This window comes from Paraflavitalea sp. CAU 1676, assembly GCF_029223285.1.
Classification (GTDB): domain Bacteria; phylum Bacteroidota; class Bacteroidia; order Chitinophagales; family Chitinophagaceae; genus Paraflavitalea.
On the sequence record NZ_JARHUJ010000010.1, the window covers coordinates 104,043 to 127,043 of the forward strand.

A 23,001-nucleotide genomic window follows, 5' to 3' on the forward strand; every position below is an offset into this window, starting at 1 on the left:
CGGGAACGGCCTCCGGTGGGACTCTATAACGAAAGTTTAGAAAGTAAAACTGAGCCGCGCGAAATAGTGGCGGCCGCCGAAATTCATCTGCACCGAATCCCATAACCCCCCTTCTTCGGTATTCTCCTGGTCCTGCGCATCGGGGTATACATTAAACACGTTATCGGCGCCCACATACATGGCCACGTTGCGCGAGAAACGATAGCCGATGATGAGGTCGGTGGCGAGTTTGGCGCCGTACACATTGGGCAGGTCGTCATAACCCAGCAAGGTCACTTCGCCGTAATGCATGAGGCGGGCAGTAGCACTGAAGCGATTGATGGTATAGTCCACCGTCAGGTTGATCTTGCTTTTGGGCGCAGAAGCAATGATGAACGATTTCTCCCGTTCGCTCAGGTAATTCTCTTCTTTGCCTACGAGTTTGGGAGCAGTATGGATGGCCTCGATCGTGAGCTTGTTGAAGTTGGCAGCCAGCGTAGTGCTGAGGCGGCCATTGCCAACGTGACCGCTGTGCGTGAGGATCACATCCAAACCAATATTGCGTGAGTCGATGGCATTGGTGAAGAAGTTGGCAGCACCTACATTCAGCGCCGCCAGGTCGCCGCCAATATCGGGATCGGTTTGGTCGAAGGTGCCGGTGAGCACGATGCGGTCCTTCACGTTGATGAGGTAGCCATCTACGGTGAGGGTTACATTCTTAAACGGCTTTGACGTGAAACCGGCGCTCACGTTCACCGATTTCTCTTCCTTCAGCGGTGGAATGCCCAGCGTGCGGGTCACCGTACTGAGGTTATTGGCCAGCAATATTTCGATGGGTACACCCTGCTCGAAGTTGGTGTAGATAGTATTGAAATAGGTTTGCTGCAGCGAAGGGGCACGGAAGCCCGTACTGATCGAACCGCGCAGGTTAAAGCCTTGGGCGATCTTGATGCGGGTGGCAAACTTGCCATTGAACGTGCTGCCGAAATCGCTGTACTTTTCATATCGTACGGCACCCGAGATCATGAATGCCTTGGTGACATCGAGCTCGGCATCGACATAGCCACCAAAATTGGTGCGGCTCGCCGTTACTTCATTGCGGGGCTGGAAGCCGGGAAACCCTTGCGATCCCGCAGGCCTCAGCAGTTTGTCATATTTCACCACGCGATTGTTGATCACCGTATCGATAACGCCATAGTTCTGCCAGGATCCTTCTTCGCCCGCGAAGATATTGTAACGATCAACCCGGTATTCGGCGCCAAAGGCGATGTTAAGGCCTTCTGCCACATCGAAAGGTTTGGAGAAGTTGAGGCCTGTGGTATTTTGAGAGAACCAGAAACCGCCGGCATCGAAATGGGTAGGCGATTTGGCCAGCAGCGTAGCATTGAGGGTGCCATCTACGTAGTAGTGCATCTTATTCTTACCATAGGTATTGTTGAAGTCGATATTCCAGCCATCGTGCTGGGTACGTACACCCACCGAAATAGAGTTGTCGTCGATGGCCGATTGAATGCGCGGATCAAAACCATTGGGATAGATCTCTTTTACATTGCGATCGTCATCTGCATCGCGCGACCAGGCATAGGCATCGGTAAACCGATGGCTGCTGCCGCCGAATGCGTACAAAGAGGTATTGGTGGAAAGCGGAATTTCACTGTTGAAGAAAGCGCTGAAGCTTTCAGCAGAGGCATCGCCAAACTCACGGCGATAAGTGACGGCGCCGGGCGGCGGCACGCGGTTGGTCTTGGCATTGGTGAGGTAATCGGCTGTGAAGTTGACGAAACCTTTTTCACCGATCCTGGTGCCATAATTACCATTGATCTGGAAGCTTTCGCCATCGTAATTACGGTCATAGCGGTGCTTCTTGGCATCGTATACACCGGTATTGATATTGGCCGTGAATTCATTCACGGATGATTTGAGGTTTATGTTCACGACACCCGCAATGGCATCCGAGCCGTACTGGGCCGAAGCGCCATCGCGCAGGATCTCCACGCGGTCGATGGCTGCGGCAGGAATGGCATTGAGATCGGTGCCGGTATTACCGCGGCCCCGGGTGCCAAAGAGGTTGATGAGCGACGACTGGTGGCGGCGTTTTCCATTGATGAGTACCAGTGTCTGATCGGGCCCGAGGCCGCGGATCGTGGCCGGGTCGATATGATCGGCCCCATCGGAGCCCGATTGTTTGTTGGCATTGAAAGAAGGAGTAGCAAACTGAAGCATGTTGTTGACATCGAAGCGACCGGTTTGCCGGGCAATGCTTTTAATGTCGATGACATCGATGGGTACGGCGGTTTCAGTAGCCGTGCGGCCCAGCCGGCGGCTGCCCACGATCGTTATTTCCTGCAGGTTGCCCGAACTCGGGGTAAGTTCGATATCCCAGCTGCTTTGGTTGTCGGCCGCTATCTCCTGGCCGGCATACCCGATGTAGCGGATGATCACGATATCGCCTTTCTGAATGGCGATGCTGAAAGCACCCGTGTTGTTGGTGGTGGTGCCCTGGTTGGTTCCTTTGAGGTTGATGGAGGCGCCGGCCAACGGTTCTTTGGTCTTGGCGTCTTTAACGGTACCGGAAATAGTGTTTTGTGCGGATAGCAGATAAGAACTGGCAATGAGCGCCAGCAAGAGGAGCATTTTTCTCATAATAGGTCCAGTTTGGTTACTCGTAATTTAACCTATTTGCCGCACACCGCAATAAAAGTAACAAGGTTGCCATCTTCATCAGACGGCAACCTTGCACATATTGAACCTAATCTTATCTAAATCGTGAATAAGTGGACTATGGTGGTTGAAATGCCGGCCCGTAGCGGACCGGGGCATTCTAGTATTGTTCCTGTTCGCTGGGAAAATCGCGGTCCTTTACATCTTTGATATACCCTTTCACGGCCTTGGTTACCTGCTCGTGCAGGTTGAGGTACTGGCGCAAAAAACGGGGTTTGAATTCGGTATTGATGCCCAGCATATCATGCATCACCAGCACCTGCCCATCGCAGTATTTGCCGGCGCCGATGCCGATGGTAGGGATCAACAGGCTTTCGGATACTTCTTTGGCGAGTACGGCCGGTATCTTTTCCAGCACCAGCGCAAAGCAGCCCGATTCCTGGAGGATCTTCGCATCGCTGCGCAGCTTATTGGCTTCGGCTTCTTCTTTGGCGCGTACGGTATACGTACCGAACTTATAAATGGATTGTGGCGTGAGGCCGAGGTGGCCCATCACGGGGATGCCTGCAGCCAGGATACGCTTGATGGATTCTACGATCTCTTCTCCGCCTTCCAGCTTTACGGCATGAGCGCCGGTTTCTTTCATAATGCGGATAGCCGAATTGAGGGCCTCCTTCGAATTGCCCTGGTAGGTACCAAAGGGAAGGTCTACTACCACCAGCGAACGCTCCACGCCGCGGATCACAGACGATGCATGATAGATCATCTGATCGAGGGTGATGGGCAGTGTGGTCTCGTGACCCGCCATTACATTCGAGGCCGAGTCGCCCACGAGGATCGTATCGATACCCGCTGCATCGAATATTTTGGCGAAGGAATAGTCGTAGGCGGTGATCATCGAGATCCTTTCGCCGTTGGCCTTCATTTTCTGCAGGGTATTGGTAGTGATCCGTTTTACTTCTTTGTTAACAGACATGAGGGATTTTTTGGTGAAACGGGCGGAAAGGTAGGAAAAAGCCGATTAAAACGTAGGCAGCTTGCGTTTCTGCCGAAGTTCTTCATACAGGTGCTGGATCAATCCATCTGCCAGGCCGATCTTGGGCACATAGATCTCCAGGATATTGGCCCAGCGCATCACGTTGATGTAGATCTGCAGCGCCGGCACGATCACATCGGCCCGGTCTTCCCGTAGCTTATACAGGCGCATCCTGTCTTCGACCGTGAAACTATTGAACTCCTTGTAGTAGTCTTTCAGCAATTCAAGTTGCAGGGGCTTACCCTCCTTACGCTTGGAGATGGAAAATATCTTGTTGATATTACCGCCCGACCCAATGGCCACCATATCATTGAAATGGCCACGGGTTTCCCGTTTCAGTACTTCCTTCATTTCTTCCCACTGCCAGTCATCGACCTGCTTCTTCAGCAAGCGGATGGTGCCGATATTGAAAGAGCGTTTGAATACGAGTTTATTGTCGGCGAAAAAAGTAAGTTCTGTACTGCCGCCGCCTACATCGATGTAGAGATAAGAGTGCTCCTTATCGAGGTTTTCGGCAATATGGTTTTCGTAGATCAGCGAAGCCTCGGCATCGCCGGTGATGATCTCGATCTCGATACCGGTTTCTGTTTTGATGCGTTCGAGGATCGAGGCAGCATTGGTGGCATCGCGCATGGCAGAAGTGGCGGCCGCCTTGAGGTGTTGTACCTCGTAGGCATCCAGCAGGTGGCGATAGGCCTTCATCGTGTTCATGATCATCCCTTCCTTGGCCGGAGAGATCTCCCGCTGCTCGAACACATCGAAGCCCAGCCGGAGTGGTACACGAATGAGGTTGATCTTCTGGAACAGTGGTTTGCCGTTGTCCTGAAAGGTCACATCCGAGATCAGCAATCTCGCTGCGTTACTGCCAATATCAATAGCCGCCAGTCTCATGGGTTAGTTTAGTGTGACAACCAACCTGCCTCAGATCACTGCCGTAACTTCAGAAGCTGCGGGCAATTGTAGCGTGCCCAATACGGCACTCGTCTTCTGGTGCAGGTAATTATAGATCTCCACCTGCGAGCGCACTTTCTTTTGTTTTCGATCGCGCACATACCGGTTGCTGAGATCATTGTCCAAAATTCTGGCTTTTACATTATCGCTCAATTGAATTTCCAGTATATTTTTCAACACTTTCTTAATATTCTCATCGACGATGGGGCAGGTAGCCTCCACCCGGTGGTCGAGATTGCGCACCATCCAGTCGGCCGAAGAGATATAGACCTTCTCCTGCCCGTTGTTGTGGAAGATAAATACACGGGCATGCTCGAGAAACTCATCAATGATGCTGATCGCCTTCACCGCGATCTTAAATTTCTTGCTTTCGGAATACATACAGAAGATACCGCGTATGATGAGTTTGATCTCCACGCCCGCCCGCGCTGCTTCGTACAGGCAGCTGATGAGCTGCTCATCCGAAAGAGAGTTCATCTTGAGGGTGATGGCTGCCGGCAAACCCGCCCGGGCATTACGGATCTCTTTATTGATCAGCCTGGAGAGTTCGCGGCGCAAACCTGTTGGGCAGGGGATGAGGGTTTTGCAGGCCTTCAGAAATTTGGCGCCCTCCTTGGGCCGCTCCAGGTAATTGAAGATCCTGTTCACATCAGCCATGATGAAACGATCGGCCGTCAGCAAACAATGATCACCGTATACAAAGGATGTTTTCTCGTTGAGGTTGCCCGTACTCACAAAGCCATAGTGAATGGTATGGTTGTTCTGCCGCTTCTTGATGAGACAGATCTTCGCATGCACTTTCATATTCGGAATGCCGATCACCACCTTCACGCCTTCTTCCTCCAGCCGCTCTTTCCACTCCAGGTTGTTTTCCTCATCGAAGCGGGCCCGCAGTTCGAGCATCACGGTAACGTGTTTGCCATTGCGCACCGCATTGATCAGCGCATTGATGACCTTCGAATTGGAAGCCAGCCGATACGCCGTGATCTTGATGGTGGTAACGTCCGGGTCGATGGCCGCCTCGCGTAGCAGGTCGATGACCGGACTGAACGAGTGATAGGGAAAGTTGAGCATGATGTCCGTTTGCAGCACCGTATCGGTTACCCGCATCGTATTCTTGAGCAGGGGATGCAGGAATGGTTTCTTCCGCTGCCCCTTCTTCTGAAACACATCGGGGAAGTCCATAAAGTGCCGGAAATTATGGATGCGCCCGCCCGGTATCACACTTTCCTTACGGGAGATATTGAGCTTGCGGATGAGGTAGGCGAGGAGCCCGTCGTCCATCTCCTTGTCATACACAAACCGCACGGGCTTGCCTTTGCGGCGGTTCTTGAGCCCTTTTTCGATCTTCTGGATGAGGGAGGTCGACAGGTCGGTATCGAGGTCGAGCTCGGCATCCTTGGTCACTTTAAAGACCCAGGATTGATACCGGTCGTACCCGAAATAAGAGAAAATGCTCTTCAGGTTGAACCGGATAACATCTTCCAGTAATATGATATGATGTTCATTATCAGGGGAAGGGAGCTTGATAAACCGTCCGATGGCCTTGGAGGGAACTTCGATGATGGAGTATTTACGCCGCAGCGTACCGTCTTTGCGCGAAAGCACCACGCCGAGGTAGATAGACTTATCCCGCAGATAGGGAAACTGTGGAATACTTTCCACCATCAGGGGAATGATATTGGACCGCACTTCCTCCTCGAAATAGGTTTGCACGAACTTTTGCTGGTCTTTGCTGAGCTGTTTCTCGTTGACCAGGTAGATCTTTTCGCGGGCCAGGTCCTTGCGCACGGTTTCGAAGATCTGGTTGAATTCGGCCTGCTGCTCCAGTACGAGCTGCTGTATCTGGTCCAGGATCTTATCGGGCGACTGTTCCAGGTGCATATTCCGGAGCTTGCTGCCCACTTCCGTCATCCGGCGCAGGGTGGCGACACGCACGCGGAAGAATTCGTCCATATTGTTGGAGAAGATGCCCAAAAACTTGATTCTTTCGCGCAGGGGTACGCTGGGGTCGGCGGCTTCCTGCAGCACACGGCCGTTGAAAGACAACCAGCTGATGTCTCTTGCAATGGTTTTGCGTTTCATTGATAACATTTAGCGTCGCTTTTGCCAAAGATGTGATAGGCAAAACGAACTTTAAATTAAGGAATTATTAATTATCAGCCTGTTTTTCATGCAATTGTGGGCCTAATAACGCATTTATGAAGATTTTTATTGATAATAAAAATTTGTTATGTTTGTGAGGCAAAAGAAATTCAACGATAAACTGGCTTAGCTTTATGAGTACGATCCATATCCGTATGTATGATCTTTTCAGGAAGAATCTTAAATTACAGGAAGCAGAGGCAAAAGAATTGGTGGAAGTAATTCAGGAATTTACGAAGGCCGAACAGGCTGAGAAACAAAAGCATTTCGAACAAATGGTGCAGAAAGATTTCAAACAGACTGATGATAGGATGACCAAAGAGTTTGGTTATCTAAAAACGTATATGGATACCAAGTTCGCTACAAAAGAAGATATGTCAGGCCTCCGTTCCGAACTACTCCGTACCATCTACCTTACTTCCCTGGGGCAATTGATCGCCATAATCGCTTCAGTCATTTCCCTTGTATTGATTCTCAAGAAATAAGCATTGCCCGAAGGGGTATATTGTCCTATTTTTGTGTGAAATCCACACTGTGGACAATCTTTGTTCTAAAAACCTCAATTTTCTTTTTCTTTATTCGTTGTCAATCGCTACCTTTGCCGTCCTAAATTTTTGAAGTCATGGCTAGAGTATGTCAGGTAACAGGTAAAGTTCCAGTGTCTGGGCACCGCGTTTCCCACTCAAATATCAAATCTAAGCGCCGTTTTCTGCCTAACCTGCAGACCAAACGTTTTTTCCTGGCTGAGGAAGACAAGTGGATTACCCTGAAACTGTCTACTGAAGGTATCCGTACCATCAACAAGCGCGGTTTAAGCGTGGTGGTTAAGGAACTGAGAGCTCAGGGCGAGAAAATCTAAATAACGTAAAAAGTCTATAACAATGGCAAAGAAAGGAAGCAGAGTACAGGTGATCCTGGAGTGCACCGAGCACAAAACCAGCGGTAAACCCGGTACAAGCCGCTATATCACCGAAAAGAACAAGAAAAACAACCCAGAGCGTCTGGAGTTGAAGAAGTTCAACCCGATCCTGAAGAAGGTTACGGTTCACAAAGAGATCAAGTAATTTGACAATCGGAAATTGTGCTAATTTGAATAGAAATTAGTACAGCTGCCTAACCGCAGTACTTCTGTTTCAAATTCAAATTCGCTAATTTTCAAATTAAGTATATATGGCAAAAGCAGCTTCTAAAAACGCGAAAGTTAAGGATGCGAAGGCTTCAGCAGAAGCGAAAAACTGGACTAAAGTGATTCGCGCCGTACGTAGCCCCAAAACTGGTGCCTACACTTTCAAGGAGCAGATCGTGCACAAAGAGAAAGTGAAGGAATTCCTGGCTCAAAAATAAGTGGGAAGTAAGTACAATATTAAAAGCTGTTCTGGATAAGGACAGCTTTTTGTGTTCATTAAACCTTCAGCAGTATGGGCCTTTTCAATAAGCTATTTGGCAAGAAAGAGAAAGAAACCCTCGATCACGGGTTGGAAAAAACGAAGACCGGTTTCCTGTCAAAACTAACCAAGGCAATTGCCGGCAAAAGTTCGGTCGACGATGAAGTACTTGATAACCTGGAAGAAGCCCTGGTAAGTGCAGATGTTGGCATCGAAACCACCGTGCAGATCATCGACCGCATCGAGAAGCGCGTGGCGAAGGACAAGTACCTCAACACCAGCGAACTCAATGGCATCCTGCAACAGGAGATCGAGAACATCCTGGTAGAAGCACCCGAGGCCGATGCTTATACTTTCGAATCCAAATTGCCTTCCAAACCCTTCGTGATCCTCGTAGTAGGGGTGAACGGGGTAGGGAAGACCACCACCATCGGCAAACTGGCCTACAACTTCAAGAAAGCCGGTAAATCTGTACTGCTGGGCGCTGCCGATACCTTCCGTGCAGCCGCCGTTGATCAACTCACTATCTGGAGCGAACGGGTGGGTGTACCCATCGTGAAGCAGGGCATGGGCGCCGATCCTGCTTCCGTAGCATTCGATACCGTGCAAAGCGGTGTATCGAAAGGATCGGATGTCGTGATCATCGATACCGCCGGCCGACTCCACAACAAGGCCCACCTGATGGACGAACTGAGCAAGATCAAACGCGTTATTCAAAAACATATACCCGACGCTCCACACGAAGTATTGCTGGTGCTCGATGGCTCTACCGGACAAAACGCCCTCGAACAAGCGCGCCAGTTTACCGCCGCTACCGATGTAACGTCACTGGCCATCACCAAACTGGATGGTACTGCCAAAGGTGGAGTAGTACTGGCCATCGCCAACCAATTCAAAATACCTGTGAAGTTCATTGGAATGGGCGAGAAGATGGAAGACCTGCTGGTATTCGACAAACACGAGTTTGTAGACAGCCTCTTCAGTCTCGAGAAGAATAATTAAGCGAAACCGGCTTTGAAGTAATCAGCAGAGCCGGTATCGAAACGAATAAATAGTCTGCCGCAAAAGCACCCCGCATTTAACAGACTTCGATCAAATAAAAAAGGGCTTGTTGTACTGTACAACAGGCCCTTTTCTATGTAAATGTTCTGATAGACTTAGAATGCAAAGCGGAACGCGAAACCTCCCCAGAAATGGAAATCCGTAGTAGGAGCCAGTTCAAAAGTGGGGTTAACATCGAATGATACGTTGATGGGCGCTCCGGTGAACTTATAGTCCAACCCCAAAGTACCACGCAGACCAAACCAGGTATCATAATGGTCCTTGGTAGGGAACAGCAGCATACCACCGCCGCCTACATACCATTTCAAACCAGTGGCGCCATTGATATCGCCATGCCAGTCGTACAGGCCTTCAATGCCGAAATAGCCGTTGTCGAAAAGCAAAGAACCTTCCAGTGCGGCATTGCTCTTCAAAAAATGCTTGATGTTGATACCGCCCAAAGTACCGTTGCCAAAATACACTTTGGCGCCAAGGGCTGTTCTGTAGTCACTACCGGTCGATTGGGAGAAGGCCGTTTGCGTGAGGGTCAGCAAACAGATCATAGCTACTGCAATAATGGTTACTTTCTTCATGCTTAGTTCAAGTTTGTGCACGTAATCATAAATTTTATGCCAAATGTGCGTTAAATCAACTGGGTGGCTAAAAATACTGGTTATAGGTACCTGAAAACCATGAATTAACACATTGGTCAGAAAGCCTGTCAGGGTCAACCCGTCAGTCAATCACCGGCCGCAGCAGCCTGAAACCCCTTGTTTCCCTGTTTGGGAATGCCCGATGCGGCCAGTATCAGGGGCAACAAAGCGCCCGGAAAGCCTTAGCGGATGGCAAAAACGTCAACTTAATTACCACTTATCAGGGAAGCGCTGTACCTTTGCCGGCTGTTTATTATATTATGAAAACGAGGTCATTAAAAAAGGATAAGGTCAATATCATTACGCTGGGCTGCAGCAAGAACATGGTGGATAGTGAAGTGCTCAGCGGTCAGCTCGTAGCCAATGATATCGACGTGGTGCATGAGAACAAGAAACTCGACCACAACATCGTAGTCGTGAACACCTGCGGATTTATCGACAAAGCCAAAGAGGAATCGATCAACACGATCCTCGACCAGGTAGAGTTGAAACGCAAAGGCAAGCTCGATAAGGTGTATGTGACCGGCTGCCTGAGCGAGCGTTACAAGAACAACCTCGAAACGGAGATCCCCGAAGTGGATGCCTATTTCGGCACCATGGAACTGCCGCTGATCCTGAAGCAATTTGAAGCTGATTATAAGTCAGAGTTACTGGGTGAGCGCCTGCTGGCCACGCCCAAACACTATGCCTACCTGAAAATATCGGAAGGCTGTAACCGCACCTGCTCATTCTGTGCCATTCCCCTGATGCGCGGCACCCACGTGAGCAAGCCCATCGAGCAACTGGTGCAGGAAGCAGAACGCCTGGTGCAAATGGGCGTTAAGGAGATCATGCTCATTGCGCAGGAGCTTACTTACTATGGCCTGGACATTTACAAGAAGCGTATGCTGGCCGAGTTGCTGCATAAACTGGCTGATGTAAAAGGATTGCACTGGCTCAGGTTGCATTATGCCTACCCCTCTAAATTCCCGCTTGAAATACTCGATGTGATCCGCGAACGGGATAACATCTGTACCTACCTCGATATGCCGCTGCAGCATGCCAGCGACCCCATGCTGAAGGCCATGCGCCGGCAGATCACCAAAGCCGAAATGGATGAACTGATCACCACCATCCGCGAAAAAGTGCCCGGCATTTGCCTGCGTACCACACTCATCACCGGCTTCCCCGGCGAAACACGTCAGGATGTGGAAGATGTAAAAGACTTCCTGCGTCAGCACCGCTTCGATCGCGTAGGTGTCTTCACCTATTCGCACGAAGAAGGTACCTCGGCACACGACCTGGAAGATAATGTTCCGGCAGAAGAGAAAGAAGCCAGGGCACAGGAGATCATGGAAGTGCAGCAGGAGATCAGCTACGAAAAGAACCAGGAGAAAATAGGCCAGGTATATAAAGTATTGATCGATAAAAAAGAATCAGGCCGTTACCTGGGCCGTACAGAATTCGACAGTGTGGAAGTCGATAACGAAGTGATCATTAACAGCACCAAACGCCTTATACCGGGCGAATTTGTGATGGTGAAGATCACCAAAGCCTACGACTACGACCTGGAAGGAGAAGTAGTAGGGTAGGGTAGTGAATTTTGTACTAAAACTGATTAAATACCGCAAACCATATTGACCGGTACACCCTTAGTTTTGTGATCAAAATTATAAGCCCATGCATTTTGAATGGAAAGGTGTTTTCCCTGCACTCACAACACAGTTTACACCGGATGATGAATTGGACATTCCGCTTTTCGAGAAGAACCTGGCTGCACAGATAGATGCCGGGGTGGATGGCGTTATCCTTGGTGGATCACTCGGCGAAGCCAGTGTATTGACAACTGCTGAGAAAGAAGTACTCGTAAAGACAGCACTGCAAAAGTCTGCCGGCCAGGTGCCTGTGTTGCTCAATATTGCAGAAGGCTCAACCAAAGAGGCCATACAGCAGGCCACCCTCGCTGCCAAATGGGGCGCCGATGGTTTGATGCTCCTGCCGCCTATGCGCTATAAGCCCGATCACCGCGAAACGGTGACCTTCCTGAAATCCGTAGCGCAGTCTACCGACCTGCCCATCATCGTTTACAACAATCCTGTCGACTATAAGATCGAGATTACCCTCGACATGTTTGAAGAACTGGCCGAATGCAACAACATCGGTGCAGTAAAGGAATCAACCCGCGACGTGAGCAACGTAACGCGCATGATCAATCGTTTCGGCGGCCGCTTCAAGATCCTTTGCGGTGTTGACCCGCTGGCGATGGAAGAACTGGTAATGGGCGCCGATGGCTGGGTAGCCGGTCTGGTCGATGCCTTCCCCCGCGAAACCGTGGCCATCTACCGCCTGGTAAAAGCCGGTCAGCTCGAAGAAGCTGCTGCTATTTACCGCTGGTTCATGCCGCTGCTCGACCTGGATATTCATCCCAAGCTGGTTCAATACATTAAGCTGGCATCCGTGGCTACCGGTATCGGTTCCGAATACGTTCGGGCGCCCCGCCTTCGACTCATCGGCGAAGAGCGCGAAAGGGTACTGGCCATCATCAACGAAGGAGTGCGCAATCGCCCTGTATTGCCCGACTACCTCAATCTTGCCGTAGCAAATAGCTATCTTTAAGCCTTCATAACAGGATGGGCTGTCTCCTCGCGGGACAGCTCTTCCTGTGCATGGCAGCTGCCCACAAAACAATCAACAGTAACCATACTGCTTAGCCGGCCTTCCGTGCCCGGTAATAATGATTGGCGTTCACGCAAAAAGTTATTTCTATGTATAAAGATGCAACAGTAGCCGAGATCAATGAAGTGATGGAAAAAGCCTGGAAGGCTTTCCACCTGTACAGGAAGTTATCGATCAGGCAACGGGCTGCGCTCATGCGCGCCATTGCCACCGGCCTCGATCAGTCGCCCGACGCACTGATCCAGACCGCCATGCAGGAAACCAACCTGCCCGAAGCGCGCCTGCGCAATGAAAAAGCAAGAACCGTATTTCAACTCAATAGCTATGCCGATGCCTGCGAAAGAGGAGAGTGGCTCGAAGCCCGCATCGACACCGCCAATCCCGATCGCAACCCACCCAAGCCCGACATCCGCAAGATGCTCGTACCCCTGGGGCCGGTAGTGGTATTCGGCGCCAGCAATTTCCCGTTTGCCTACTCAACGGCCGGCGGTGATACCGCCTGCGCCTTAGCAGCCGGTTGCCCCGTCATCGTGAAAGCCCACCCCGCGCATCCCGATACCTCGGAGATCGTGGCTGGCATCATCCACGAAGCAGTAAAACAACAACAATTACCCGAAGCCATTTTCGCGCACGTACACGGCGCCTCTTTTGAAGTAGGCAAAGCGCTCGTGACGCATCCTTATACCAAAGCCGTTGGCTTTACCGGATCTTACCTGGGCGGCAAAGCCCTGTTCGACTGGGCCAACCAACGCAAAGAACCCATTCCCGTATTTGCCGAAATGGGCAGCATCAACCCCGTGTGGCTGTTGCCCGGCAAACTGCAACAGTCCGCGACAGACATCGCTAAAATGTATGCAGGTTCCATCACCCTCGGCGTAGGCCAGTTCTGCACCAATCCCGGTCTCATCATCGGCGTGGAAGGCGAGCCCCTGCAACAGTTCATTACCGCACTCGGCAACGAGATCCGGCAGATAGCGCCCGGCACCATGCTGCACCCCGGCATCGCCAAAGCGTATGAAGAAAAGAAATCGACCGCACTCGGTCAGCAGGAAGTAAGCACCGTGGCGAAGTCGGCAACCGCACCCGCCGCCAACCAGGGGGTGCCTGTCATCGCATCCGCCACCGGTAAAGCCTTCCTCAACAACCCGGTACTGCACCAGGAAGTATTTGGCCCTTATTCACTGGTGATCCGTTGTGCCGATGCCGCCGAAATGCTGCAGGTAGCAGAAAAGATCGAAGGTCAGCTCACCGCCACCCTGATGGCTACCGAACAGGATATGCTCGACAATGATGACCTGGTAGAAGCCGTCAAGAATATATGCGGCCGCTTCATCCTCAACAGCGTGCCTACCGGCGTAGAAGTATGCCTGGCCATGCAGCACGGCGGTCCTTTCCCGGCCTCCACCGACGGACGCTTTACCTCTGTAGGCGCCGATGGCATCAAACGTTTTGCCCGCCCGGTATCCTTCCAGGGATGGCCCGATAGCCTGTTGCCTGCCGAACTGAAAAATGGCAACCCCCTCGGCATCTGGAGAACGGTCAACAACGAAGTCACAAAAAATACCCTATAGGTGAACAGGCATTCAGCAGGTGCCGGCGTCCGGTACTTGCTGAACGTCCTTTATCGTAATAAGCTATTATATGACGAGTAACCCCATTACGAAACATACCTCCACCCTTGCCAAGCCACTTGCCGGATCGGTATTCCATTGCGTGGATGCCCATACCTGCGGCAACCCGGTAAGGCTGGTAGCCGACGGCGGACCTGCGCTCACCGGCAGCACGATGAGCGAAAAGCGTCAGCACTTCCTCAAAGAATACGACTGGATCCGTAAGGGCCTCATGTTCGAGCCGCGCGGGCACGACATGATGAGCGGCAGTATCCTCTATCCGCCACATGATCCACAGAACGACGTAGCGGTATTGTTCATCGAAACCAGCGGCTGTTTGCCCATGTGCGGGCACGGAACCATCGGTACCATCACCATTGCGGTGGAAGAAGGATTGATCGTTCCAAAAACACCCGGCATCATCCGGATGGAAGCCCCCGCGGGGTTGGTGATCATCAACTACAGGCAGGAAGGCGATAAGGTGAAAAGTGTTAAATTGACAAATATTCCGGCGTATCTTGCGGCCACCGAATTGACAGTAGAATGTCCCGAGCTGGGAGAACTGGTGATCGATGTGTCGTATGGCGGAAATTTCTATGCCATTGTAGATGTGCAGAAGAATTTTAAAGGGCTGGAGCATTATTCTGCCGACAAATTGATCGCCTGGGCGCGGGAGATGCGCAAGCGCATCAATGAGAAGTATACATTCGTGCATCCCGAAGATTCTACGATCAATGGCTGCTCGCATGTATTGTGGGCAGGAGCGGTGCTCGACCCCACCTCTACCGCCCGCAATGCCGTATTCTATGGCGATAAAGCGATCGATCGATCGCCCTGCGGCACCGGCACCTCGGCCAGGATGGCCCAGTGGTACGCCAAGGGTAAACTAAAAAAAGGCGATGAATTTGTGCACGAGAGCATTATAGGTTCTAAATTTATCGGCCGCATAGAAGAAGAGATCCCCAATGCCTTTGGCAGCGGCAAGCCCGCCATCAGGCCCAGCATTGAAGGATGGGCCAGGATCTATGGATACAACAGCATATCCATCAACCCGGAGGACGATCCATACGCTTACGGCTTCCAGGTTTTGTAAACGTCGAAGCTGGACAGGGGATCGAACGGCAACGGGTTGATTGTGGTAGCGAAGAACTTGTGTGAGGGAGTGGCCAACAAACGTTCAAAACATAAACCAGCTATATGAAATCAACACGATTGATTACGCATTCCCTGTTCTGCCTGAGTTTGGCATCTGCCATGGTGAGCTGCAATGATGCAGCCACTTCGACCGACACAAAATCTGATTCAACAACAACAGCCGCAAAAATGAGCCTGACGCAAGCGCCCTATGGAAACACAGATGGTAAGGAAGTCATTGAGTACACCCTTACCAATGCAAATGGAGTAAGTGTAAAGATCCTGAACTACGGTGGTACCATCACCCACCTGCTGGCGCCCGATAAGAACGGCACCCTCGGTGATGTGGTACTGGGTTATGATTCATTGAGTGGTTATCAGCAAACCGGCAACCCTTATTTCGGATCGTTGATCGGCCGCTACGGCAACCGTATCGCCAACGGCAAGTTCACCCTCGATGGTAAAGCGTATACACTGGCCCAAAACAACAACGGCAACTCCCTGCATGGTGGCCTGAAGGGTTTCGATAAAGTGGTATGGACCGGCAAGACTTTAAGCGATAGCAGTCTGCAATTGACTTATGATGCCAAGGATGGCGAAGAAGGTTATCCCGGCAACCTGCACACCGAAGTGGTGTACACGCTTACCGGCAATAATGAGCTGAAGATCGAGTACAAAGCGACGACCGACAAGGCAACGCCGCTCAACCTCACCAACCACGCTTATTATAACCTGAGCGCCGGTGCAGACTCTACTGTGCTCGACCATGAGCTGCAACTGAAGGCCGACAAATACACAGCGGTAAATGATAAATTGATCCCCACCGGTCAATTGCCCGATGTAAAAGGAACACCGATGGATTTCAATACAGCCAAGAAGATAGGAAACGATATAGCCAAGGTGGCTGGTGGTTTCGACCACAACTGGGTGATCACCAGAACAGGCGCAGGCCTCGAGTTGATCGGCGCCCTGTATCACCCCGCCAGCGGTCGTTACATGGAAGTGTTCACCACAGAACCCGGTGTACAATTCTATAGTGGCAACTTCCTGGATGGAACGTTGAAGAATACAAAGGGTGGCAAGACTTACGTAAAACACGCCGGTCTTTGCCTGGAAACACAACATTTCCCTGATTCACCCAATCAGCCTTCCTTCCCGAACACTATTTTAAAACCAGGAGAAACTTATACCCAAACAACGGTTTATAAGTTCTCGACGAAGTAATAAACCGGAAAGCCGTCCGGTTGGGCTGTAGCCAGCTCCCCGGGCGGCTTTTCCATTCCATCAAATCAAAGGGATTCCTGTATTAACTATGAGCAAGCAAGTAACAATTGTAGGTGGCGGAGTGATCGGATTGTGCAGTGCCTATTATCTGCAACAGGCAGGTCACCAGGTAACGGTGATCGAGAAAGGTGATATTACCGATGGTACCTCCTTCGGCAATGCAGGTTACGTATCACCCAGTCACTTCATACCCTTAGCTACCCCCGGTATCGTTGCCCAGGGTATGCGTTGGATGCTGCGCTCCGATAGTCCCTTTTACATCAAACCCCGCCTTAACTGGGAACTCATCCGCTGGTGCCTTAGCTTCTATAAAAAGGCCAATGCGGCCAATGTAAAGCATGCTGCACCGCACCTCAACAACATCCTGCAACTGAGCCGTGAGCTTACGGTCGATATGAAACAGCAGCTCGGCAACAGCTTCCGCATGCAGGAGATCGGATGCTTCATGTTGTACAAGAACGCCGGTACAGAAGAACACGAAATAGAACTTGCCCACGAAGCGGCGAAATTCAAGATCGATACCAAAGTACTCACCGCACAGGAAGTACAGGCCATGGAGCCCGATGTGGAAGTGAATGTAAGAGGCGGCATATTGTATCCCCTCGATTGCCATATGCACCCCGGCGAATTCATGGTCACCTTGAAGAAGCACCTGGAAGCCGCCGGCGTGAAACTCCAGTTGAACACCTCCGTAACCGGCTTTGAGAAGAATACTGAACGCGTAACCGCCGTCATCACCGACAAAGGAAAGTTTGCCTGCGACGAACTGGTGCTGGCCAACGGTTCCTGGATGCCGCTGCTTACCCGTATGCTGGGGGTAGACCTGCTGTTGCAAGCCGGCAAAGGTTATAGCATCACCTACAACAAGGTATCCCGCAACCTGCGTTACCCCGCCATCCTGGTCGACGACCGCGTGGCAATGACCCCCATGGGCAGCGACCTCCGAATGGGCGGTACCATGGAGATCAGCGGGCTCGATTCTCCCACACTCGTAAAAAGGGCGCATGCCATCTTCAAGGCTGCTAAGAATTATTTCCCAAACCTCCCGGTTGAACTACCCGCTACCGAAAAGATCTGGAGTGGTTTAAGGCCATTGAGCCCCGACGGATTGCCTTACATCGGCCGTCACAGTAAGTTTACCAACCTTACCCTCGCTGGCGGTCATGCCATGCTGGGCGTATCATTGGCGGCTGGTACTGGTAAACTGGTGGAGGAGATTGTCGAAGGCGGCAAACCCACCATCGATATCTCGGCCTTCGGTGTAGAGCGTTTTAGATAATACATCCAACGACAATTCCTGGTGCAGGCGAGCGATCATGGGCGTTTGCGGAAAGTTTAACAAGACTTTGAAAACCGATTGACCGGTAGTGCGAAGTCCCTGTAAGTCATAAGGAATGCAGGCGCATCAATGAATTGTTCAGTAAGGGAAACCGGCTATTTACTACCAGGTTATCAAGGTGGTAGCGCTGCTGCGCAAAACCTTTTCGCTTAGACTTTGTTAAAAATGACCGGTAGGTCGAATTGCCAACAGCAATTTGTATTTTTACGACCGTTTAAGCGCTTATGAATTGTAATACTACACAATTACCTTACGTTGCTACTGGTTCCTTTTCAAAGATCGTTACAGATTACCTGCAGCAATCGCCTTCCATACGTCCGTTTTATCAATACGAACCTACCTTACAAGGTATCAAAGACGCCATATTGCAACGGCAGCAGTTGCCGCAACACCGTGGCGTGTTGACGACGGCACTTAAGCAGCAATACACCGGCATAGATACGCACGAGGCGGTTACCAACAACATGGCGCTGCTGGACAAGGAAAATACCTTTACCATCACTACGGCGCATCAGCCTGCTATCTTTACAGGCCACCTCTATTTTATTTACAAAACATTACATACCGTCCGGCTGGCAGCACAACTGAAGCAGGATCTGCCCCAGTACAATTTTGTACCGGTATTCTGGATCGGTAGTGAAGATGCCGATCTCGATGAGTTGGGCAATATCTGGCTCAGTGGCGACAAACTGGTGTGGGATACCAAACAAACCGGCGCCGTGGGCCGCATGAACACCAAAGGACTGGAAACCCTTGTTCACCGTATAGAAGGAGAACTTTCCATTCAGCCGCATGGTAAAGAGCTGGTGCAATTGCTGAAAGACTGTTACCTCAACAGTAACGATGTGCAAACAGCCACCTTCAAACTGCTGAACGCTTTATTTGGAGAATATGGATTGATCGTTTTGCTGCCCGACCAGGCAGACCTCAAACGCATCATGCTGCCGGTATTTGAAGATGACCTGTTCAATCAAACGCCCTCTTCGATCGTAGAAAAGACGATCGAGCGTTTGGGCGAAAACTATAAAGTACAAGCCAATCCGAGAGCTATCAATCTCTTTTATCTCGAAGGAGGTATCCGCGAGCGGATAGAAAAGCAGGGCGAAGAGTGGGTAGTGGTAGGGCAGGATATCCGTTTCACCGCAGCGTCGCTGAAGCAGGAACTGCAGGAGCATCCGGAGCGTTTTAGCCCCAATGTAATATTGCGCGGCATTTACCAGGAAACCCTGTTGCCCAATATCGCATTCATTGGCGGCGGTGGCGAAACAGCCTACTGGCTGGAGCTGAAGGAACTGCTGGCACATTACAAGGTATCCTATCCGGTATTGGTATTGCGCAATTCGTTCCTGATCGTGGAAGAAAAATGGGAAGAGAAGATCGAAAAGCTGGGCTTCGGCATTGGCGACTTTTTCCAAACCGAACAGCAATTGCTCACTTCGCTGGTTACCCGCCACAGCAATGGACACCTCAAGCTGGAGAATGAATTGCAGGCTGCGGAGGAATTGTACAAACGCCTGCGCGAAAAAGCAGGCCATATCGATGAAACCCTCGTGCCCCATATCGAGGCGCTCGAAATAAAGACATTAAAGCCACTACAGGAGTTGGAGAAAAAAATGCTGCGGGCCGAAAAGAAGAAATACGAGAACGAGCAGCACCAGATCAATGCCATCAAAGCGGCACTATTCCCTGCGGGTGGCTTACAGGAGCGCGTAGAGAACTTCCTCCCGTATTATGCACTGTGGGGACCGGCCTTCATCCGCTGCATCTACAATGCGTCCCTGGCACTGGAACAGGAATTTGTGATCGTGCACCAGAAATAGCTACGGTTTATTGACGATGCGATGTCGTGGCCTTTGGGAGCTTGGTTATTTTACTTTTTCCATCCTGCTGGAATAATGCAGTTGCTGGCCGTCACCAAAGCTGTCGAAGTAAACAAAATCGCCGGCCACCTTAATGATCTTTACCACCATTACCGGGTGTTTGGTGGGCTTTTCCGGAGAGCGTTTCTTAATGGTAATAGTGTAGGTGCAGTCGCCCTGCTAGGTAACATCCCAGGTTGCCCACTCGCCCGTTTCAACGTTCGTTTCTTTCTGCTCTTTTTCTGTACGTACGATCTTGTACGTGGAACTGCCTACGGTGAACATAAAAGTTCCTGTACGGAAATGACTGCAGTCAACCGGTTTGGTTTCACAGCCAATGCAGGCTATGAGTAAAAACACCACAAAATACTTATACATGTAAAGGGGTTACTTGATCCTCACCTTGAACAGACAGCTCACACCATCGTTGTTATCTGCTACGAACTGCAGTTTCACCCGGGCATTCTTTTCCGATTGCATACACAGCGCATCGATCTTGTAGCCTTTCAATGACTTTTCAGCCTCACCCAAAGGAATGATCTCATTTACCTTCATGTCCTTGCGGCCGATCTTGCGGGAAGCATTTTCAATAACACCCAGGTAACTGTCGCCGGGTACGCCTACAGGACCATTTTCATTAGTCGCCGCTGTAAACACCAGCCAGTCGTTCACCGCCGAATACGTGAGGCCGGTGATACCTGCCTGTTTCAGTTTTTCATCTTTACCGGGAAACTTGATAGGCAGCACTTCCAGTTCTGCATCAGTCTGGTGTTTCCAGAAAGTATTGCGGGTAATGATGAGGTGATTGTCGGGATTCTTGGTGCTGCCCCGGTTGGCCATGATGATATGGCCTTCGTCGAGCGTAGCGGCGGAGCCGATGTTGAGGTCGGTAATGCCGGCAGCCTTGACGCGGTCGTAGAAAACCGTCATATCGAATTCATCTTTCAGGTAGCTATCGAGATCGAGTAGGATGGCTTTGTTGTGGTAATGTTCCCGGCTGCCCGAACCCAGGATGAGCATGCGGGGAATGCTATTGACGAGTACTACCGTGGTAGCTTCCAGGTCAGACTGTATCTTTTGCTCAATAGGAATGGCCGAATTGTCGACCAGCGGAATGCGTTCCAGTTCCTTCCAGCGCTTGTTCATGATCAGCACTTCGCGGGCATCCCGGCCTACTACAAAAACTTTCTGGTCATGAAACTCGATACTCGATCCGGTGGGAAAAGTGGAAAGGATCTTAAAGTCTGTCAGCGTCAATTTCATATAATGTATTTATACTACCTGCGTGCGCATGGTTGCCTGGTCATCAATATAACAGCAACAGTTATTGGTCGTACTGGTTTTGCCAGCCTTCTTGTTTCAATTTATCAGCTTTCTTCAGTACTTCGGCTTCCAGGTTTTTCTTGTAGGAAGCTACTTTCGTGCCAATGGCAGGATCGAAAGCGCCAATGATGGAAGCTGCCAGAATTCCGGCATTCTTCGCGGCATTGAGCGCCACCGTGGCAACCGGAATGCCATTGGGCATTTGCAGGATGGATAATACAGAGTCCCAGCCATCGATCGAGTTGGACGATTTTACGGGAACACCAATTACAGGAAGAGGGGTGAGGGAAGCCACCATACCGGGCAGATGCGCTGCCCCACCGGCGCCGGCAATGATCACCTTGAGTCCCCGCTCACTGGCCCTGGTAGCATAATCTACCATGCGCAGCGGCGTGCGGTGTGCCGAAACAACGGTCAGTTCGTACGGGATGCCAAATTCTTTCAGTATATCTGCGGCAGCTTGCATCACATGCAGATCACTATCGCTACCCATTATAATACCTACCTGCGGACTCATGCAAGGATTGATTTGAACCGCAAAGAAAGGGAAAATTTACCAGCAAACGAACCTAAAACAGTTGTTTGCATCGTATTTTCTGTAGTACATATCGTATTTATCGCACCAGATCGCCTTTCAGCCTCAACAATTCAGTTTCAGCCAGTTTGGTATTGTAGCGTGCCGCGATGAGGCGGTTGTAGGCATCCTGCAGGCTGAACTGGGCTTCCCGCAATTCGAGGTAGGTAGAAACGCCCTGTTTAAAACGCTCCCGGGCGATCATCACATTCTCTTTCGCGAGCGCGATATTTTCATCTTCCAGTTGCAGCAATTGTTTTTGCAGTTCATAATCCTTGAAGGCATTGCTGATGCCCATATCGATCTGGGAGCGCTGGCTGGCATACACCAGTTGCTGATAGCGGATATCGATCTCGGCCTGCTTGATGAGCCGTTTGGTATTAAAGCCGTTCAGGATGGGCACATTGAGGCCAAAGCCATAATTGAACCCCTTGTTGCGGTTGAAGAAAGGCTGGTTGATATTGACCGCAACGCTGTTGTCGTTCTGCGTAAAGTTGTAAGACGAATTGAACGACAGGATGGGGAATAGGTCGGCTTTGCGCTCCCGGAGTGTGATGCGGGCAATGTCGATGTTCTTTTTAGCAAAGAGTAAGGAAGGATTGGAGTCTTCGAATTTTTGGGCAAACTCACCAAACTGCAAACCCATGTTTAAGGGGATGCTGTCGCTCACCTGGTACACGGCGCCCGTCCGAAAACCGATCAACTGGTTGAGCCGCTCGCGCAATTGCGCAATCAGGGTGAGTTGCTGCAATTGCGCCGCCCGTTGCGCATTGAGGTCAACCCGGGCCTGCAGCAATTCAGGCTTGCTGCCCAAACCCACCGATATCTTCTTTTCGGCCAGCTTCACACGGTCTTCATTCAAGCCGATCTGTTCCAGGATCGCCTGCAATTGCTGCTTTTGCCGTACAATGATGTAGTAATTGTTGATCACCTGGGCCACCGTATTCACGATCTGGGTTTTAACGCCCAGGTCGCCCAGCTTTTCCAGTTCGGCCACCTTATCACGGGTGGCAAACATCTTCAGGCCATCGAACAGGGTCCAGTTCAGGTTGACGGAGTAATTGATGACGTGCGTCTTCACCGCATCGCGTGTTACACTGCTATCGCCGCCGCCTGCACGTTTTACAAATTTCAATTGCTGATTGTTCTTATTCCAGGTAGTACCTGCAGTGCCGTTCAGCTGTGGCAGAAAAACTGCCCAGGCGTAAGAATTATCCAGCGCATAAGAAGCCGAATCATTGCGGGTGAGCAGGATGTCGTAATTGTTCTTCAGCGAAGCCTCGATGGCCTGTTGCAGGGTGAGCGAATCTTGTGCTGCAGCCGGAACCAGGAATGACAGTGATATCAGGAATACAAAAGCTCTTTTCATAAT

The 23,001-nt window shown here is 50.8% G+C and carries 21 protein-coding genes; 12 read left to right on the forward strand and 9 right to left on the reverse strand.

All coding sequences use genetic code 11. From position 1 onward, the window contains the following. Positions 1–36: 36 nt before the first annotated feature. From P2H89_RS29575 to ppk1, 4 genes are all read right to left on the reverse strand, one after another. Positions 37–2,622: a TonB-dependent receptor gene (locus P2H89_RS29575; protein ID WP_275834004.1), complete on the reverse strand. Its 2,586-nt coding sequence runs from the start codon at positions 2,620–2,622 to the stop codon at positions 37–39. 178 nt (positions 2,623–2,800) lie between these two features. Then, entirely contained in the window at positions 2,801–3,616 is an 816-nt protein-coding gene (panB, locus tag P2H89_RS29580; RefSeq protein WP_275834005.1) for a 3-methyl-2-oxobutanoate hydroxymethyltransferase, read from the reverse strand. 45 nt (positions 3,617–3,661) lie between these two features. Continuing rightward, positions 3,662–4,567, reverse strand: coding sequence for an exopolyphosphatase (locus P2H89_RS29585; protein ID WP_275834007.1), 906 nt, complete (start codon positions 4,565–4,567; stop codon positions 3,662–3,664). Between the two features lie 30 nt (positions 4,568–4,597). Then, on the reverse strand, positions 4,598–6,712 hold the full coding sequence (gene ppk1 / locus P2H89_RS29590) for a polyphosphate kinase 1 (protein ID WP_275834009.1): 2,115 nt from the start codon (positions 6,710–6,712) through the stop codon (positions 4,598–4,600). Positions 6,713–6,906: 194 nt separating this feature from the next. Here ppk1 and P2H89_RS29595 point away from each other — a divergent pair, with 194 nt between their 5' ends. The 5 genes from P2H89_RS29595 to ftsY all read left to right on the forward strand — a co-directional run bounded on the left by P2H89_RS29595 (position 6,907) and on the right by ftsY (position 9,159). After that, positions 6,907–7,257: a hypothetical protein gene (locus P2H89_RS29595; RefSeq protein WP_275834011.1), complete on the forward strand. Its 351-nt coding sequence runs from the start codon at positions 6,907–6,909 to the stop codon at positions 7,255–7,257. 137 nt (positions 7,258–7,394) lie between these two features. After that, positions 7,395–7,631 (forward strand): 50S ribosomal protein L28, encoded by a 237-nt coding sequence (gene rpmB / locus P2H89_RS29600; RefSeq protein WP_275834013.1) that lies wholly within the window; start codon positions 7,395–7,397, stop codon positions 7,629–7,631. A 22-nt stretch (positions 7,632–7,653) separates the two neighbouring features. After that, positions 7,654–7,836, forward strand: a complete 183-nt coding sequence (gene rpmG, locus P2H89_RS29605; protein WP_275834015.1) for a 50S ribosomal protein L33 — start codon at positions 7,654–7,656, stop codon at positions 7,834–7,836. A 106-nt stretch (positions 7,837–7,942) separates the two neighbouring features. Then, positions 7,943–8,116 (forward strand): DUF4295 domain-containing protein, encoded by a 174-nt coding sequence (locus P2H89_RS29610; RefSeq protein ID WP_275834017.1) that lies wholly within the window; start codon positions 7,943–7,945, stop codon positions 8,114–8,116. Positions 8,117–8,190: 74 nt separating this feature from the next. Further along, positions 8,191–9,159: a signal recognition particle-docking protein FtsY gene (gene ftsY / locus P2H89_RS29615; RefSeq protein ID WP_275834019.1), complete on the forward strand. Its 969-nt coding sequence runs from the start codon at positions 8,191–8,193 to the stop codon at positions 9,157–9,159. Between the two features lie 155 nt (positions 9,160–9,314). Here the strand turns inward: ftsY and P2H89_RS29620 are convergent, their stop codons facing one another. Further along, the gene (locus tag P2H89_RS29620; RefSeq protein WP_275834021.1) at positions 9,315–9,791 is read right to left on the reverse strand and encodes a hypothetical protein; all 477 of its coding nucleotides are present in this window, start codon (positions 9,789–9,791) and stop codon (positions 9,315–9,317) included. A gap of 320 nt (positions 9,792–10,111) precedes the next feature. On the opposite strand from P2H89_RS29620, the gene rimO reads away from it, so the two are divergent. From rimO to bshC, 7 genes are all read left to right on the forward strand, one after another. Further along, positions 10,112–11,422: a 30S ribosomal protein S12 methylthiotransferase RimO gene (gene rimO, locus P2H89_RS29625; protein ID WP_275834023.1), complete on the forward strand. Its 1,311-nt coding sequence runs from the start codon at positions 10,112–10,114 to the stop codon at positions 11,420–11,422. A gap of 88 nt (positions 11,423–11,510) precedes the next feature. Beyond that, positions 11,511–12,446 (forward strand): dihydrodipicolinate synthase family protein, encoded by a 936-nt coding sequence (locus P2H89_RS29630; protein WP_275834025.1) that lies wholly within the window; start codon positions 11,511–11,513, stop codon positions 12,444–12,446. Between the two features lie 122 nt (positions 12,447–12,568). Next, positions 12,569–14,077 (forward strand): aldehyde dehydrogenase (NADP(+)), encoded by a 1,509-nt coding sequence (locus P2H89_RS29635; RefSeq protein ID WP_275834027.1) that lies wholly within the window; start codon positions 12,569–12,571, stop codon positions 14,075–14,077. A gap of 70 nt (positions 14,078–14,147) precedes the next feature. Beyond that, positions 14,148–15,209, forward strand: coding sequence for a 4-hydroxyproline epimerase (locus tag P2H89_RS29640; RefSeq protein WP_275834029.1), 1,062 nt, complete (start codon positions 14,148–14,150; stop codon positions 15,207–15,209). A 104-nt stretch (positions 15,210–15,313) separates the two neighbouring features. Beyond that, positions 15,314–16,474, forward strand: a complete 1,161-nt coding sequence (locus P2H89_RS29645; RefSeq protein ID WP_275834031.1) for an aldose epimerase family protein — start codon at positions 15,314–15,316, stop codon at positions 16,472–16,474. Positions 16,475–16,562: 88 nt separating this feature from the next. Beyond that, positions 16,563–17,813, forward strand: coding sequence for an FAD-dependent oxidoreductase (locus P2H89_RS29650; RefSeq protein WP_275834033.1), 1,251 nt, complete (start codon positions 16,563–16,565; stop codon positions 17,811–17,813). A 284-nt stretch (positions 17,814–18,097) separates the two neighbouring features. Further along, positions 18,098–19,693, forward strand: coding sequence for a bacillithiol biosynthesis cysteine-adding enzyme BshC (gene bshC / locus P2H89_RS29655; protein WP_275834035.1), 1,596 nt, complete (start codon positions 18,098–18,100; stop codon positions 19,691–19,693). A gap of 219 nt (positions 19,694–19,912) precedes the next feature. Here bshC and P2H89_RS29660 read toward each other — a convergent pair whose 3' ends face one another. The 4 genes from P2H89_RS29660 to P2H89_RS29675 all read right to left on the reverse strand — a co-directional run bounded on the left by P2H89_RS29660 (position 19,913) and on the right by P2H89_RS29675 (position 22,998). Next, positions 19,913–20,110, reverse strand: coding sequence for a hypothetical protein (locus P2H89_RS29660; RefSeq protein WP_275834037.1), 198 nt, complete (start codon positions 20,108–20,110; stop codon positions 19,913–19,915). A 9-nt stretch (positions 20,111–20,119) separates the two neighbouring features. After that, positions 20,120–20,995: a hypothetical protein gene (locus P2H89_RS29665; RefSeq protein WP_275834039.1), complete on the reverse strand. Its 876-nt coding sequence runs from the start codon at positions 20,993–20,995 to the stop codon at positions 20,120–20,122. A gap of 61 nt (positions 20,996–21,056) precedes the next feature. Beyond that, complete coding sequence (gene purE, locus P2H89_RS29670; protein ID WP_275834041.1) at positions 21,057–21,572, reverse strand: 5-(carboxyamino)imidazole ribonucleotide mutase; 516 nt, start codon at positions 21,570–21,572, stop codon at positions 21,057–21,059. Positions 21,573–21,669: 97 nt separating this feature from the next. Beyond that, a complete protein-coding gene (locus tag P2H89_RS29675) occupies positions 21,670–22,998 on the reverse strand; it encodes a TolC family protein (protein ID WP_275834043.1) in 1,329 nt (442 codons plus the stop codon). Positions 22,999–23,001 lie beyond the last annotated feature (3 nt).

What these genes read in the sequence shown, in the direction of transcription:
- P2H89_RS29575 (WP_275834004.1), bottom strand. Translation starts at nt 2,622, where the DNA reads ATGAGAAAAATGCTCCTCTTGCTGGCGCTCATTGCCAGTTCTTATCTG.
- panB (WP_275834005.1), bottom strand. Translation starts at nt 3,616, where the DNA reads ATGTCTGTTAACAAAGAAGTAAAACGGATCACTACCAATACCCTGCAG.
- P2H89_RS29585 (WP_275834007.1), bottom strand. Translation starts at nt 4,567, where the DNA reads ATGAGACTGGCGGCTATTGATATTGGCAGTAACGCAGCGAGATTGCTG.
- ppk1 (WP_275834009.1), bottom strand. Translation starts at nt 6,712, where the DNA reads ATGAAACGCAAAACCATTGCAAGAGACATCAGCTGGTTGTCTTTCAAC.
- P2H89_RS29595 (WP_275834011.1), top strand. Translation starts at nt 6,907, where the DNA reads ATGAGTACGATCCATATCCGTATGTATGATCTTTTCAGGAAGAATCTT.
- rpmB (WP_275834013.1), top strand. Translation starts at nt 7,395, where the DNA reads ATGGCTAGAGTATGTCAGGTAACAGGTAAAGTTCCAGTGTCTGGGCAC.
- rpmG (WP_275834015.1), top strand. Translation starts at nt 7,654, where the DNA reads ATGGCAAAGAAAGGAAGCAGAGTACAGGTGATCCTGGAGTGCACCGAG.
- P2H89_RS29610 (WP_275834017.1), top strand. Translation starts at nt 7,943, where the DNA reads ATGGCAAAAGCAGCTTCTAAAAACGCGAAAGTTAAGGATGCGAAGGCT.
- ftsY (WP_275834019.1), top strand. Translation starts at nt 8,191, where the DNA reads ATGGGCCTTTTCAATAAGCTATTTGGCAAGAAAGAGAAAGAAACCCTC.
- P2H89_RS29620 (WP_275834021.1), bottom strand. Translation starts at nt 9,791, where the DNA reads ATGAAGAAAGTAACCATTATTGCAGTAGCTATGATCTGTTTGCTGACC.
- rimO (WP_275834023.1), top strand. Translation starts at nt 10,112, where the DNA reads ATGAAAACGAGGTCATTAAAAAAGGATAAGGTCAATATCATTACGCTG.
- P2H89_RS29630 (WP_275834025.1), top strand. Translation starts at nt 11,511, where the DNA reads ATGCATTTTGAATGGAAAGGTGTTTTCCCTGCACTCACAACACAGTTT.
- P2H89_RS29640 (WP_275834029.1), top strand. Translation starts at nt 14,148, where the DNA reads ATGACGAGTAACCCCATTACGAAACATACCTCCACCCTTGCCAAGCCA.
- P2H89_RS29645 (WP_275834031.1), top strand. Translation starts at nt 15,314, where the DNA reads ATGAAATCAACACGATTGATTACGCATTCCCTGTTCTGCCTGAGTTTG.
- P2H89_RS29650 (WP_275834033.1), top strand. Translation starts at nt 16,563, where the DNA reads ATGAGCAAGCAAGTAACAATTGTAGGTGGCGGAGTGATCGGATTGTGC.
- bshC (WP_275834035.1), top strand. Translation starts at nt 18,098, where the DNA reads ATGAATTGTAATACTACACAATTACCTTACGTTGCTACTGGTTCCTTT.
- P2H89_RS29660 (WP_275834037.1), bottom strand. Translation starts at nt 20,110, where the DNA reads ATGTATAAGTATTTTGTGGTGTTTTTACTCATAGCCTGCATTGGCTGT.
- P2H89_RS29665 (WP_275834039.1), bottom strand. Translation starts at nt 20,995, where the DNA reads ATGAAATTGACGCTGACAGACTTTAAGATCCTTTCCACTTTTCCCACC.
- purE (WP_275834041.1), bottom strand. Translation starts at nt 21,572, where the DNA reads ATGAGTCCGCAGGTAGGTATTATAATGGGTAGCGATAGTGATCTGCAT.
- P2H89_RS29675 (WP_275834043.1), bottom strand. Translation starts at nt 22,998, where the DNA reads ATGAAAAGAGCTTTTGTATTCCTGATATCACTGTCATTCCTGGTTCCG.